Consider the following 12,919-nt stretch of genomic DNA (forward strand, 5'->3'; position numbering starts at 1 on the left):
CATCGAGCACACCACGAACTATCTCGACCGTGGCCTCCATGGCTGGTCCATGTTCTCGGGCCAGCTCGCTCCCGCGTGGGCGGCTATCCGCCCCGCTCTGTACTAATCACCCCGCCGCTCGCCAGCTTTGGGTTTTATCATTTCAGCCCCTCCGCGGCCGCCCGAAACGATAAAAACTCAAACCCAGCCACCGGTCAAGAGCCCTAGCTTTGGTTTTATAGCACCTCGGCATCGCCACCACGGCCCCAAACGCCATAAACCCAAAGCTAAGCCGGACCGACCCATGCCAGCTTTGGTTTTGTGGTGCTTCACCACCCCAATGAGGAGTCAAGGCGCCATAAACCCAAAGCTGGACAGAAAAGCCCGCCACGAGGCGGGGGGCTTTGCAACCGAGGTCGCCTTTGGCGACAAGGAGGCAGTCATCGAAGCGGGCGAGTGCGGGCTTGAGAACGACGTCGGCTTCGTCCGTGGGCGCGCCGCCAGCGAGGAGGGGGCCGGTGAAGATGACGCTGGTGGCTCCTTCGGACACGCCGAACTCGAATGCCGAGAGCTCCCAGGCAAGGCCAAGGGAGTGCTCGGAACCGAGTTGAAGGTTGGGCATGATGAGGATGGCCATTGAATCTCCCAACGTTGGTGGAATCCCTTTCATCTCACATCGGAGATATTTATAGTGTCCGACTCCAATTCATATGAAAATTCCCTTAGCTGCAGGAAAAGGAAATCCCCAGCGCGGTGAACGCTGGGGAGGGAGCGGCGAGCTGGACTAGCGGCGGGTACCCGGCAGGTGCGCACGCCAGGCGAAGAGCACATTGACGAAGCACGCGATGGCGAGGACCGAACCGACGATGAACAGCGTGGTGAAACCAAGGTACGGCGCCAGGGCGCTAAACAGCATAGGGATGAAGAAGCCGAGGTAGCTCACGGAGTAGTACACGGCGGTAAGCCCTGCGAGCTCGGTGTCGCCGGCGATGCGCTGGACCTCGGAGAGGCCTGCGACGAGGGCTAGGCCGTAGCCGGCGCCCATCGTCGCGGCGGCGGCGATGCCGGCGGGCAGCGAGAGCGTGTGCGCGGCGTAGGCACCGAGGATGGCGCCGACGGCGATAACAGCCATGGCGATGGCGGAGGCACGTGCAGACTTGTGCGTGTCGATGAGCTTGCCCAGCATCTGGACCGCGACGCCGCAGCCCAGGGTGATGACGGTCATCAGGCCTGAGAAGGCGATGGGCGCCTCGCCGGCGGACTTGGACAGCAGCTGGGGCAGCAGTGCGTAGGCGGCGCCGGCACAGCCGAAGACCCACGGGGCGACGGGGACGACGACGCGCAGGAACCGGCGGTGCGCGGCGGACGGGATGCGCAGCATGTCGAGCATCTCGCGCACGGTGAGATCGAGGATGGTGGTCTTTACGTCGCCGTGGCGCGGGCAGCGCGTCTCCGGAGTCTTGGTAAGCCAGATGGCGGTGACGAGTGTGAGCGCGATGTGGAGGACGTAGGCAGTGTGCGTGGGCCACGGGCCCCACTGCGCGAGAACGGAGGCCAGGCCCGCGCCCACGAGGAAGCCAGCGGTCAAGCAGAGCGACGCCTTGCGGGCGCCGGCGGACGGGTCGCCGCCCGCGCGCTGGATAAGTTCGGTCACCCACGTCGAGCCGACGGCCATGACCAGGCCCAGCGCCATGCCGCAGAGGATGCGCCCGGCGGCGATGATGAGCGGTTCGTGCGGGCCAATGGACAGCAGGAAGGAACCCAGGAGTGACAGGGGAGCGGCCGGCAGCAACATGGGGCGGCGGCCGATGAGGTCGGACAGCGGGCCACCGATGAGCAGCGCCGGGATAATGCCCAACACGTAGGCGCCCAGCAGGCCGTTGACGGTGACCTGCGAGAAGTGAGAGGTCTCGCGGTACATGACGAGCAACGGGGTGAACTCGTTGCCGCCCCAGGCCACAGCGACCATGGAGCCGGCAACGGGCCACCATGCATGGGGGCCAAAATGTAGAGGAGAGGGGGCCTCGGCGGCAGGCGCCGAGGCCTGAGAAAATGGTTCTGACTCCACTTCGGACGTGGTTGACACGGGTGTGCTCATAATTGGTTCCTCGAATTCGACAGATGAGCGTGTATTTCGGTGCGATAGGTGGGAAGGTCTCCGGCGACCAACGCGGCGGTGAGCCGCTGGTGGCCCTCGACGAAGGAACGTGCCGTCTCGACGTTGCGGCCAATCGCCGCCGCCGTGAAGCGCTGCTGGCGCTCGCGTAGGCTGTGGCCGAGCTGCGCCAGGATGGAGTTTCCGCCGTGGTCCATGATGGTTTGGTGGAAGACGGCATCGAGACGCGTGTAGTCGCGCAGATCGCCGCGGTCAAGCGCGGCGGTTTGCTCCGCGATGACGGCGGTGAGTTGCTCGCCCAACGCCGCGCGGGCGGCATCGGCAAGCTGGCAGATATGCTCCGCGCAATGGGCGTCGATGAGCTCGCGGGCATCGAAGACTTCCCGGATATCGTCCGGATGGATGGGTACGACCAGCGCGCCACGCTTGGGGTAGAGCTGCAGGAAGCCCTCGACCTCCAAGCGCAGGAACGCCTCGCGCACGGGGGTGCGCGACAGCCCGATGGCGGCGGCGACATCGCCCTCGGAAAGCAGCGTGTTCTGGGTGTAGTCGCCGCTGATGATGCGGTTCTTTACAAACTCATAGGCGCGCTCGGCAGCGGGTGGTGAACTGGTCATGGATACATCTTGTATCCATGTTGCATCCATTGCAAGTAGACACCCCACTGAGTGAGCGATAGATGCAATTCAGTGTGCCATGATGTACGAGACACAAGCAGGAAAGGAGTGACCGTGGCAGCATCCATTCCCGTGAGCCGCTGGCGCGCGCCGGGTGTCATGGTCGTCTCCGGGCTGTCGCTGTATGCGGGCGCGGCCGTCGCGGTGGGGCTCTTTGCGCAGTTCCCGCCCGTCGTCGTCGCGTGGTTTCGCATTGCTGCGGCCGGGTTTATTTTGGCGGTACTCGCGCGCCCGCGCGTGCGCGACTTCCTGGGGTGGCCCGGCTTCCATGCCGCGGTCTATGGCGTGGTGACGATGGGAATGAACATGGTCTTCTACCAGGCCATCCACTCCGTTCCGCTAGGCACGGCGGTGGCCATCGAGTTCCTCGGTCCCGTCGCCGTGGCCGCGTGGGGCTCGCGGAATTGCCGCGATTGGCTGGCGTTGGGCCTCGCGGTGGCCGGAGTGCTCATCATTTCCGGCGCGACGTGGACGACGGCCGGCGCGGGCCTGCTCTGGGCGCTTGCGGCGGGCGCGCTCTGGGCGCTCTATATCCTCGCCGGCTCCCGCGTTGCCGCCGCTGCTGCCGATGGCCGCGGCACTCGCACCACCATGGCCGTCGGGTTCTGCTGGGCCGGGCTCGCAGGGGTGCCGCTCGTGGCAGTCTTGTGGCCCTCATCCTTGTCGCTGGGCGGCGGGGCCGTGGTCGGGTTGGCGCTGGCGCTCGGCCTGCTCTCGGCAGCCATTCCGTATTCGCTCGACCAAGTGGTGCTCCGCATGGCGGGCTCGGCGTACTTCGCGCTGCTCCAGGCCATTCTGCCGCTCGTGGCCGCCGTGGTGGGCGCAGTGGCGCTGCGGCAGTGGCTCACGCTGCCGGAGATCGCGGGCATCGGGCTTGTTGTTGCGGCGGTGACGTTGCGACGCTCATAGCGTTCGCCCTTCTGTTCGGCTCGGATGAACTCCCACGATAGACTGAGCTGCATGCAGCGCTGGGTCCTACACATCGACATGGACGCGTTCTTCGCGTCGTGTGAGCAGTTGACCCGGCCTACCCTGCGCGGCCGGCCCGTCCTCGTGGGCGGGCTGTCGGGCCGCGGCGTCGTGGCGGGCGCGTCCTATGAAGCTCGCGAGTTCGGCGCGCATTCCGCCATGCCTATGTACCGCGCGCAGCAGCTCGTGGGGCTGCGCGGCGTGGTCGTGCGCCCGCGCTTTCCGGTGTATTCGGCGGCCTCGCGCCGCGTCTTTCAGTCCGTCGCCCGCCGCGTCGAGGTCTTTGAGCAGCTCTCCATCGACGAGGCCTTCCTCGAGCCGCCCGAGCTCGTGGGCGCGACGCCCGAGGAGGTCCGCGAGTGGTGCGAGGACCTGCGCCGCACGATTCGGGAAGAGACGGGCCTGCCCGCGTCCATCGGCGCAGGTTCTGGCAAGCAGTTCGCGAAAATCGGCTCTGGCGAGGCCAAACCCGACGGCGTGTACATCATTCCGGTCGAGCGCCAGCTGGACATGCTCCACCCGCTGCCCGTGACGAAGCTCTGGGGCATCGGCCCAGTGACGGGCGCGAAGCTCAACGCGATCGGCATCGTGACCATCGGCGACCTAGCGGCGATGTCGGAGAAGGAGGTCGACATCTCTATCGGCTCGACGGTGGGGCGCTCGTTGTGGCTCATGGCGCAGGGCATCGATAACCGCGTCGTCGCCCCGCGCGCCATCTCCAAGCAGATATCCACGGAGCACACGTATCCCAAAGACCTCCTCACTAAAGAGACTGTCGATGCCGCCATCGTCCGCGCCGCCGAGGGCGCCCACCGTCGCCTCCTCAAGGACGGCCGCGGCGCCCGCACCGTGACGCTTAAATTGCGCATGGCTGACTTCCACATCGAATCCCGCTCTGCCACGCTTTCGTACGCAACGGACGATCTGGACACGCTCAAGGCCACCGCATTCCGCGTTGCGCGCTACCCGGACGAGCTGGGCCCCATTCGCCTTGTGGGCGTGAGTTACTCGGGGCTTGAGGAAGCCCGCCAGGACGTGCTCTTCCCGGAACTCGACCGGCTCGCGGTGACGCGCGACGACACGGACTACGAGCCCGGCGTCTCGGACGGCCGCGTGCCCGAGCGCGTCGAGGTCGTCACCGAAGACGTCCCCGAGGACACGTGGGTGGCGACGCAGGATATCGTGCACGACGAGTACGGCCACGGCTGGGTCCAAGGCACCGGCCACGGCGTGGTGAGTGTGCGCTTCGAAACCCGTGCCACGGGCCCCGGCAAGACTCGTTCCTTCGCCGTCAACGACCCGGCGCTGCATCCCGGCGATCCGCTGGACAGCCTCGACTGGGCTGACTGGCTCGCCGCCGACGACGAGCTCGCCGATGCCCCCGCTCGCGAGTCTTAGCCGAAAAGCTCGCGCACGTCCGTGCCCGTCGCCAGCGCAGCAGCGAGCACGATGCGCGCTTGGCCCGCGTGAAGGATGCCCGAGCCCACCGCGCCCTTCGCCGCGAGCGTCGCGCCGCCGCCCTCGCCGCCGTAGATGAGCGACACCGGGCCGTGAGGCACGCGGGTGGTGAGAACGACCTGGACGCCGGCGGAGAGGGCACGGGCAAGCGCCGCGCCCATGCCCGGGCTCACATTGCCGGAGCCCATGCCCTCGACCACGAGGCCGCGGTAGCCGGCGGCCACGGCGGCATCGACAAGCTCGCCCGGCGCGCCGGGATAGGCGGCGAGCACTGTGACCTTCTGGTCTGCGAGCGGGTGGCGGGGCAGCGGGAGGACGGAGGGGAAGTCGGCCTCCGCCGCGCCGAACGCCCGCAGGGACTGCGTGTGCTCCTTGCGCGCGCCCCATGCCGGGGTGGTCATTCCTCCGAATTGGATGAGTACACCGGAGCCCTCCGCATGCAGTGCGTCGTTGAGGTTGCGGGGGCCGTCGGGCTCGGCGGCATCGAAAGGCCGCTGCGCACCGGTGAGCACGACGGGGGTAAGGCTGTCATAGAAGAGGGAGAGCGCCATGGCGGTGTCCTCGAGCGAGTCTGTGCCATGCGTGACGATGATGCGCTCCACGGTCGGGTCCGCGGCCGTCTCCATGATCATGGCGATGAGCCCGTCCAGGTCCGCGAGCGTCACGGCGGAGGAATCGAGTTGGATGTAGTCGACGGCACGCACGGGCTCGTCAAGCAAAGCCGCCAGGTCCGCGGCGGTTTTCGTGGGCACAAGCGCGCCCGAGGCGTCGGTGGTGCAGGCGATGGTTCCGCCGGTGGAGATGAGCACAGTTGTCATAGCCCCACAGCTTAGACGAGCCGTAACGCCCCGTGCTGGAAACCTGTGAATCCGGGCACGCAGCCGGGTCGTATGCCAGGCGCGGCGCAGCGCGCAGGTAGGCTTGGGCGTTATTGCCATAGAGATCCAAGGAGAAATCGTGAAGTACACCAAGCTGGCCGCCGCCGCGCTGGCACTGTCCGCCGCCACGACCCTGGCGGCCTGCTCGTCCGATGAGAACTCCAGCGACACGGCCGAGACTTCGGCCGCGTCCTCGGCTGCTGCTTCGGATACTGCGACCGCCCCGGCTGAGCTGCCCACCGCGGCTGACCTCAACGCGATCCTCGCTAAGGCCACGGATCCCAACGTTCCGCTCGAGGAGAAGACTCAGACCGTCCAGGGCGGCGAGTCCGCGCCGGAGCTCTTCGACACGATGGCCGCGTCCAAGGCCGAGTCCGGCGCGACGTTCACCGTCGTCGACCCGGTCGTGCCGGGCTACACCCCGGACAGCCTGCTTACCACCGTGGAGTTCACGACCCCGGATAACCCGAACACGCAGACCGCGGACCAGGTCGAGTTCGTCTACGAGGACGGCGTGTGGAAGCTCTCCCAGTCCTGGACGTGCACCCTGATTACCAGCACCGTCGCCCCGGAGCAGGTTCCGGCGATGTGTAACGCCCAGACCGGCGCCACCGCTGCCGATACCGCCGGTGACCCGGCCGTTTCCGGTGCCGGCGCCGGCGAGGCTGCCGATGCCCCCGCTGCCGACCCCGCAGCCCCCGCCGCCGAGGCTCCGGCTGGCGACGCCCCAGCCGAGGAAGCTCCGGTCGACGCCCCGGCCGCTGAGTAACACCTCAAGACAAACGCCCCGCTGTTGCGCGGGGCGTTTCGTCGTTTGAGCGCCGGTGGCCTCGCCGAGCGCGCATCGTCGCTGGGGAGTGACCTGGTCATCGCTGCCTGCGAGCGTGAGTACCGGCACTGTGAACTCGGCAGGTCGCGCGCGGAAGTCCCAGGCGCCGAGGGCATCGGACGCGATGGCGCCGAGAAGAACAGGAGCGTTAGTCTGCGGCGTTGGGCGAGAATTTGAGGCCGGTCTTTGTGGTCTGGACGACGGCGGGCTGTTCGCCGCCGTCCTGGCCGTAGACGACGCGGGTCATCACGTCGACGTCGCCGGCCACGGGCAGCGGCTGCGACAAATCGACGGTGAGCTTGCCGGAGGCCTGCGAGTCGGAGGATCGGACGTCGAGAGTGCCGGCAGAAGCGGTGGAGGGGGCATCGGAAGGCTGAGTGGCGGCGTCGAGCGACAGGGCGCCGAGGCTCGGGCGTTGGTCGACGTCGACGGAAAGCTGCGCGCCGGTGTCCGTGAGCGCGTCGACGGTGTAGGTGACGGTCTGGAGCAGGGGCGAGCCGCCAGCGACGCGGGACTCGACGGTCCACGTCGCGCCGGCGCCGATTTCTTCGTCGGGGAAGACGACAGGCAGCGAGACGAGCGTGGAAATGGCGGTCTCCGCGAGTGCGCGGGCCTCGTCCGTGCCCTCCTGGGGCGCAGCGAGGCGCAGCGAGGACATCTGGCCGGAGTCGACGGCGCGCCAGCCGAATTGGAAGCCCTCAGCCGAGTCGATGCGCACGTTGCCGGAGTACTCCGGTACGCCGACGGTGAAGAAGACGTTGCGGGAGGCTTCGGCTTGGCCGTCGGTGGCCTCGGAGGCTTCCTCGACGGAGCCTTTCAGCGGGAGAGTGGTGGTCTTCTCGTCGAGGCTGGAGGTCTCGAAGTCCGCTGCGCGGTCAGCTTTGACGACGTCCTGGGCGAACCCAGAGGTGACGTCGACGGTGACGGCCTGCTCTTTGCCGATGTCTGCGTAGGCGAGGACGCGCTTATCGCCGGTGCCGGCGTCCTTGACGGTCACGCGTGGGGCGTCGACATCGGAGCCGACGGCCTGTTCGACCGCGGGGCCGGGGGCTTCGTAATTACAGCCCGCGAGGGCGCCGGTGAGGAGAACTGATAAAACTGCAACACGTTTCACCCATTCCAAATTACAGGACGGGGGACCCTACAATAGACCGGGTGAGTGAGAAAGCGAAGAGATACGTGGGGATGATGGCGGCGATCATCGTGGGCGTCGCTGTCGTCGACCAAGCCGTCAAGCAGCTCATGCTGTCCATCCTCACCGAGGGCGAGCCCCTGCCCGTCCTCGGTGACTGGTTCCGTTTCTATCTGCTTTTTAACCCAGGCGCGGCGTTCTCTATGGGCGGAGCCGGCTCGACCTGGTTGTTTACGACCATCCAGCTCGCGTTCGTGGTGGGCGTGGCGATTGCCGCGCCGCGGATTACCGACCGTGGACAGGCCGTGGGTCTGGCGATGATCGCCGGCGGCGCGCTGGGCAACCTCGTCGACCGCCTCGTGCGTGAGCCGGGGTTTTGGTTCGGCCACGTGGTGGACTTCATCTCGGTGGGCAACTTCGCAGTCTTCAACATTGCGGACGCGTCGATCACGTGCGGCGTCGTCGTGTTCATCATCTTCTTGCTGTTGGAGGGTCGGAATGCGCGAGTCTCGTAGGCTGCCCGTGCCCGAGGGGCTGGAGGGCATGCGTGCCGATGCCGCCCTCGCCAAGTTGTTGGGTGTCTCCCGCGCCAAGGCCGCCAAGGCCTGCGACGCCGGCGACGTGGAGATCGACGGCGTCGCGGTGGGCAAGTCTGAGCGCCTCACCGCCGGCGGGTGGATCGACGTGGTCATGCCCGCGCCGGAGGAGCCGCTCGTGCCGAAGGAGGAGCTCGTGGAGGGCATGGACGTCCTCTACGCGGATGACGACGTCATCTGCGTTCACAAGCCCGTGGGCGTCGCGGCGCACCCGACGCTGGGCTGGGAGGGCCCGACGGTCATCGGCGGGCTCCGCGCGGCCGGCTACACGCTTTCGGACGGCGGACCGGCGGAGCGCAAGGGCATCGTGCACCGCCTCGATGTGGGCACCTCGGGCGTCATGGTTGTCGCGGCAAGCATGCGGGCGTATTCGCAGCTCAAACAGGCGTTTAAGGAACGTACCGTGAAGAAGACGTACCACGCCGTGGTGCAGGGCCTGCCGGACCCGATTGAGGGCACGATTGACGCGCCGATTGGCCGCCATCCGTCCTCGGGATGGAAATTCGCGGTCGTCGACGGCGGCAAGAACGCGGTGACTCACTACAAGCTGCTCGAAGCCTTCCGCGAGGCGAGCCTGCTCGAGGTGCACCTGGAGACCGGCCGCACGCACCAGATTCGCGTCCACATGTCCGCCACGGGGCACCCGTGCGTGGGCGACCCGATGTACGGCTGCGACCCGAACCTCGCCAAGCGGGTGGGCCTTAACCGCCAGTGGTTGCACGCGGTCAAGCTCGGCTTCACGCACCCGGGCACAGGCAAGTACTTCGAGGTGGAGGCGCCCTACCCGGCGGACCTCGAGCACGCGCTTGAGGTACTGCGCGGATGAACCAGGCCCTCGTCTATCGGCGTCGCCGCGTCGCCGCAGGGGCGGTCGCGGCGCTGCTCGTCGTCCTGGGCTTCGGCGTGTTCGGCTCCCACGGCGAGGTGCCGGTGCAGGGCGACCAGCTGGGGCCCGACGTCGAGGAGTCCCGCGAGGCGTATATCGCGCGGGTCGCGGACTCGCTCGCTGACGTGGACGAGGATCGCTACGCGCTCGTGTCCTTTACCGCGCCGCTCACCGCGCAGCAAGCCTCCGACGCGCTGGCGGACGTCCCGCGCGTGAGCGCCATGATCGTCGGCGCGGCAAGCCCGGTGCCGCTCGCGGAGCCCGTCGCGGGGGTGACGCGCGCGGATGTCTTTGAGCTCGAGTTTGGGCGCATCGATACCGCGATCGCGGGCATCGGGGAGCTGAAGAACCCGCGGACTATCTCTGCGGTGGTCGTTTACGCAGACGGGGATGTGCTGCGCAGCCTCGCTGCTCGCGACGAGGTCGTGGTCGTCGATGCCGCGCCTGCCGATGCCGCCTGGGGCAGCTTCGGCATCCGCCCGTTAGGCTCGGCTGGCTAAGGCGCGCCCCGTGGGGGTGTCGCGGCGGGCGAGCTCGGCGGGCGTGGCGTCGGCGATAATCCGGCCGCCGTCGGCACCTGCGCCGGGCCCCATCTCGAGGACGCGGTCGGCCGAAGCGATGACGGAGAGGTTGTGCTCGACGACGAGGACGGTCTGGCCGGCATCGGCGAGCTTGTGGAGCTCCGCGTTGAGCAACGCGATATCGGCGGGGTGGAGGCCCGTGGTGGGCTCGTCCAGGATGTAGACAGTGTGGCCGCGACGGGAGTTGCGGGAGCGCTGGAGCTCGGTGGCGAGCTTGATGCGCTGGGCCTCGCCGCCGGAGAGCTCCGGGGCGCCCTGGCCGAGGCGCAGGTAGCCGAGGCCGACGGACTGGAGGGTGGCGAGTGCGCGGGCGATGGGCGGTTCCTCGGCGAAGACCGCGGCGGCGTCGTCGACGGTGAGCGCGAGGACGTCGGCGATGGTGTAGCCGTTCCAGGTTATCTCGAGGGTTTCCGGGTTATAGCGGGCGCTGTGGCAGTCGGGGCACGTTGAGTACGAGCCCGGCAGGAACGCGAGCTCGACCTCGATCTGGCCTGCGCCGCCGCACGTGGGGCATTGGCCCTGCTTGACGTTGTAGGAAAAGCGGGAGACGGTCCACTTCTTCTCCTTGGCGGCGGGGGTGGCGGCGAAGAGCTTGCGGACGGCATCGAAAAGCCCGGTGTACGTGGCCAGCGTGGAGCGCGGCGTGCGGCCGATGGGCTTCTGGGTAATCTGCACCACGCGCGAGACCTGGTCGAGGCCCTCGTGTGCGCGGACCGACCAGCCGGTTTCCTCCTCGTTATCGCTCACGGCGGTGGCGGTGCTGCGCAGGAGACCGGCGAGCACGGTGGAGATGAGCGTCGACTTGCCCGAGCCCGACACACCGGCAACGGCGGTGAACTGGCCGAGTCCAAAGTCAACGTCAAGTTCCTTGATGCTGCGGCAGTTGACGCCGTGGAGGGAGAGCTCGCCGTGAGCGTCGCGGGGCGCGGCGTTGAGCTGGAGCTGGCGGGAGTGCAAGGCGTGGGAGGTGGGGGTCTCGGCAGCATAGGCGTCGATGGGGCCGGAGTAGAGGATCTCGCCGCCGGCCTCGCCTGCGAGCGGGCCGACGTCGACGAGCCAATCGGCCTGCGCGACCAAGTCCATGTCGTGCTCGACGAGGAGGACGGAGTTGCCGGCGGCGAGGAAGCGGCGGCAGATATCCATGACGGCGGTGCGCTCCTCGGGGTGGAGACCGGCCGAAGGCTCGTCGAGGACATAGGCGACGCCGAAGAGCCCGGAGCGCAGCTGGGCGGCTAGGCGCAGGCGCTGGAGCTCGCCGGGCGAGAGCGTCGCCGAGGGACGATCGAGACTTAAGTGGCCAAGCCCCAGCTCGACCGCGGACTCGAGCGCGGGGATGGCCTGTTTGAGCAGCAGCTCGGCGGCCGTGTTGTCGTGCGGCTGCGCCTGGAGCAGGGTGAGTACGTCGGCGAGGGGAAGCGCGCCGAGCTCGTCGATGCGCAGTCCCGCATACGTGACCTTGAGGGCCTTGGGGTTGAGGCGGCGGCCGCCGCAAGTGGGGCAGGTGTGGGACTCCATGAAGCGCAGGGTGCGGTCGCGTAGCGTGTCCGACTGTGTCTCGTGGAAGGTCTTGGTGAGGTAGCTCGCGACGGAGCGCCATGTGCCCTCGTAGTTGCGCTGAATTTGGTCGGCGCCGCGGTGTGGATGGACGGTGACGACGGGGCGCTCCTCGGTAAAGAGGATCCAGTCGCGGTCCTTCTGCGACAGGTCCTGCCAGGGGGAGTCGAGGTCGTAGCCGAGTTCCTCCAGAATGTCGTGGAAGTTCTTCCCTGCCCAGGCTTGCGGCCACGCCTTGATGGCGCCCTCGTTGATGGACAGTGTCGGGTCCGGGACCATGGATTCTTCTGTGGGCACGTGCTGAATGCCGGTGCCTTGGCAGTCCGGACACATGCCTTCAGGTGTGTTGGGGGAGAAGGAGTCTGAGTAGAGGCCCTCCGGGTTGTCGCCTACGCGCGAGTAAAGCAGGCGGATGGTGTTCGACATCGCGGAGACCGTGCCCACGGTGGAGCGCGCGCCGCCGCCCGAGGTGGACTGCTGGAGGGCGACCGTGGGCGGGAGCCCCTCGATGCCGCCGACCTGCGGGTCGACCGCCGAGGAGATGAGCCGGCGGGCGAACGGCGCCACGGACTCAAAATAGCGGCGCTGGCCCTCGCCGTGGATGGTGCCGAAGGCCAGAGACGACTTGCCCGAGCCCGAGACACCTGTGACCGCGACGAGTTGGCCGCGTGGGAGGTCGACGTCGACGTTGCGGAGGTTGTGCAGGTGGGCGTCGCGAACGCGGATCATGCCGGTGTCTGTCGTGAATTCCATGGCGTCCAGGGTACGCGGGGTGCGATAGGCTGGGGCGCTATGGACAACTGGCTTTCGAACGTGCGAGGGTTCGGCGCGTGGATGCCGAACTACAAGTTTGGGTTCCTCTGCGCCGTGGCGGCGCTCGTGCTGGGGCTCGGCCTTCTCGCCTTCGGCGGCGAGGCCCTCGACCGCGTGATGGGGGCCGTGGTCGCGCTTGCCGGTTCTGGTCTCCTGATAGTCATGCCGGGCTGGGCGCTCGACGCCGCGGAAGAAAAGGAGGCGCGCCGCCGGGCCAAAGAGGCGCGGCGGCGTTAGGGCATGCCGAAGTGCCCGCCGGGGTGGGGCGGGTGCTTCGGGGGTGTGTCCTAACAGAGGACGGGGTCGCCGTAGGCTGGCTGGAACCAGATGCGGCCTTGGTCGTCTTTCCAGTAGCTATCGCCGTCGGCCTTCTTTCCGTTGTGGTACCTGCACAGTGGCATCAAATTATCGAGGACTGAGAGCCCGCCTTTGTTGACGGCTACGATGTGAT

13 protein-coding genes are annotated in these 12,919 nt (G+C 67.7%); 7 read left to right on the forward strand and 6 right to left on the reverse strand.

Going from position 1 to position 12,919, the window contains the following annotated elements:
• Positions 1-142: 142 nt before the first annotated feature.
• The 3 genes from HMPREF3227_RS08990 to HMPREF3227_RS09000 all read right to left on the reverse strand — a co-directional run bounded on the left by HMPREF3227_RS08990 (position 143) and on the right by HMPREF3227_RS09000 (position 2,712).
• Complete coding sequence (locus tag HMPREF3227_RS08990) at positions 143-616, reverse strand: hypothetical protein (protein ID WP_066492135.1); 474 nt, start codon at positions 614-616, stop codon at positions 143-145.
• Positions 617-763: 147 nt separating this feature from the next.
• Positions 764-2,077, reverse strand: coding sequence for an MFS transporter (locus HMPREF3227_RS08995; protein WP_066492139.1), 1,314 nt, complete (start codon positions 2,075-2,077; stop codon positions 764-766).
• On the reverse strand, positions 2,074-2,712 hold the full coding sequence (locus tag HMPREF3227_RS09000) for a GntR family transcriptional regulator (protein ID WP_230384053.1): 639 nt from the start codon (positions 2,710-2,712) through the stop codon (positions 2,074-2,076). The genes HMPREF3227_RS08995 and HMPREF3227_RS09000 overlap by 4 nt, the downstream gene beginning before the upstream one ends.
• Before the next feature lie 159 nt (positions 2,713-2,871).
• Here HMPREF3227_RS09000 and HMPREF3227_RS09005 point away from each other — a divergent pair, with 159 nt between their 5' ends.
• Together HMPREF3227_RS09005 and HMPREF3227_RS09010 are read left to right on the forward strand one after the other, a co-directional pair.
• Entirely contained in the window at positions 2,872-3,681 is an 810-nt protein-coding gene (locus tag HMPREF3227_RS09005; protein WP_066492199.1) for an EamA family transporter, read from the forward strand.
• A 51-nt stretch (positions 3,682-3,732) separates the two neighbouring features.
• Positions 3,733-5,139: a DNA polymerase IV gene (locus tag HMPREF3227_RS09010; protein ID WP_066492143.1), complete on the forward strand. Its 1,407-nt coding sequence runs from the start codon at positions 3,733-3,735 to the stop codon at positions 5,137-5,139.
• Here HMPREF3227_RS09010 and HMPREF3227_RS09015 read toward each other — a convergent pair.
• Positions 5,136-6,017, reverse strand: a complete 882-nt coding sequence (locus tag HMPREF3227_RS09015) for an asparaginase (protein WP_066492146.1) — start codon at positions 6,015-6,017, stop codon at positions 5,136-5,138. The genes HMPREF3227_RS09010 and HMPREF3227_RS09015 overlap by 4 nt on opposite strands.
• Before the next feature lie 139 nt (positions 6,018-6,156).
• Between HMPREF3227_RS09015 and HMPREF3227_RS09020 the strand changes: the two genes are divergently transcribed.
• Positions 6,157-6,846 carry a WKL family lipoprotein gene (locus HMPREF3227_RS09020; RefSeq protein ID WP_066492156.1) on the forward strand — a complete coding sequence of 230 codons (690 nt, stop codon included), beginning with the start codon at positions 6,157-6,159 and terminating at the stop codon, positions 6,844-6,846.
• Positions 6,847-7,054: 208 nt separating this feature from the next.
• On the opposite strand, the gene HMPREF3227_RS09025 is transcribed toward HMPREF3227_RS09020, so the two are convergent.
• Positions 7,055-8,020, reverse strand: a complete 966-nt coding sequence (locus HMPREF3227_RS09025; protein WP_066492164.1) for a hypothetical protein — start codon at positions 8,018-8,020, stop codon at positions 7,055-7,057.
• A gap of 41 nt (positions 8,021-8,061) precedes the next feature.
• On the opposite strand from HMPREF3227_RS09025, the gene lspA reads away from it, so the two are divergent.
• From lspA to HMPREF3227_RS09040, 3 genes are read left to right on the forward strand one after another with little or no spacing between them, the layout of a single operon-like run.
• Positions 8,062-8,553, forward strand: coding sequence for a signal peptidase II (gene lspA, locus HMPREF3227_RS09030; RefSeq protein ID WP_066512330.1), 492 nt, complete (start codon positions 8,062-8,064; stop codon positions 8,551-8,553).
• Complete coding sequence (locus tag HMPREF3227_RS09035) at positions 8,537-9,460, forward strand: RluA family pseudouridine synthase (RefSeq protein WP_066492171.1); 924 nt, start codon at positions 8,537-8,539, stop codon at positions 9,458-9,460. Before lspA ends, HMPREF3227_RS09035 begins: the two co-directional genes overlap by 17 nt.
• A complete protein-coding gene (locus HMPREF3227_RS09040) occupies positions 9,457-10,020 on the forward strand; it encodes a hypothetical protein (protein ID WP_066512332.1) in 564 nt (187 codons plus the stop codon). The genes HMPREF3227_RS09035 and HMPREF3227_RS09040 overlap by 4 nt, the downstream gene beginning before the upstream one ends.
• On the opposite strand, the gene HMPREF3227_RS09045 is transcribed toward HMPREF3227_RS09040, so the two are convergent.
• A complete protein-coding gene (locus HMPREF3227_RS09045) occupies positions 10,003-12,408 on the reverse strand; it encodes an ATP-binding cassette domain-containing protein (protein ID WP_231725134.1) in 2,406 nt (801 codons plus the stop codon). The genes HMPREF3227_RS09040 and HMPREF3227_RS09045 overlap by 18 nt on opposite strands.
• Positions 12,409-12,447: 39 nt before the next feature.
• Here HMPREF3227_RS09045 and HMPREF3227_RS09050 point away from each other — a divergent pair, with 39 nt between their 5' ends.
• On the forward strand, positions 12,448-12,705 hold the full coding sequence (locus HMPREF3227_RS09050) for a hypothetical protein (protein WP_066492178.1): 258 nt from the start codon (positions 12,448-12,450) through the stop codon (positions 12,703-12,705).
• The last annotated feature ends 214 nt before the right edge of the window (positions 12,706-12,919 follow it).

Source organism: Corynebacterium sp. CMW7794 (genome assembly GCF_001563605.1).
Taxonomy (GTDB): Bacteria; Actinomycetota; Actinomycetes; order Mycobacteriales; family Mycobacteriaceae; genus Corynebacterium; species Corynebacterium phoceense.

Bases quoted from the DNA above. Each gene is read 5' to 3' on its own strand.
- HMPREF3227_RS08990 (WP_066492135.1), bottom strand. From the start codon at position 616: ATGGCCATCCTCATCATGCCCAACCTTCAACTCGGTTCCGAGCACTCC.
- HMPREF3227_RS08995 (WP_066492139.1), bottom strand. From the start codon at position 2,077: ATGAGCACACCCGTGTCAACCACGTCCGAAGTGGAGTCAGAACCATTT.
- HMPREF3227_RS09000 (WP_230384053.1), bottom strand. From the start codon at position 2,712: ATGACCAGTTCACCACCCGCTGCCGAGCGCGCCTATGAGTTTGTAAAG.
- HMPREF3227_RS09005 (WP_066492199.1), top strand. From the start codon at position 2,872: ATGGTCGTCTCCGGGCTGTCGCTGTATGCGGGCGCGGCCGTCGCGGTG.
- HMPREF3227_RS09010 (WP_066492143.1), top strand. From the start codon at position 3,733: ATGCAGCGCTGGGTCCTACACATCGACATGGACGCGTTCTTCGCGTCG.
- HMPREF3227_RS09015 (WP_066492146.1), bottom strand. From the start codon at position 6,017: ATGACAACTGTGCTCATCTCCACCGGCGGAACCATCGCCTGCACCACC.
- HMPREF3227_RS09035 (WP_066492171.1), top strand. From the start codon at position 8,537: ATGCGCGAGTCTCGTAGGCTGCCCGTGCCCGAGGGGCTGGAGGGCATG.
- HMPREF3227_RS09040 (WP_066512332.1), top strand. From the start codon at position 9,457: ATGAACCAGGCCCTCGTCTATCGGCGTCGCCGCGTCGCCGCAGGGGCG.
- HMPREF3227_RS09045 (WP_231725134.1), bottom strand. From the start codon at position 12,408: ATGGAATTCACGACAGACACCGGCATGATCCGCGTTCGCGACGCCCAC.
- HMPREF3227_RS09050 (WP_066492178.1), top strand. From the start codon at position 12,448: ATGGACAACTGGCTTTCGAACGTGCGAGGGTTCGGCGCGTGGATGCCG.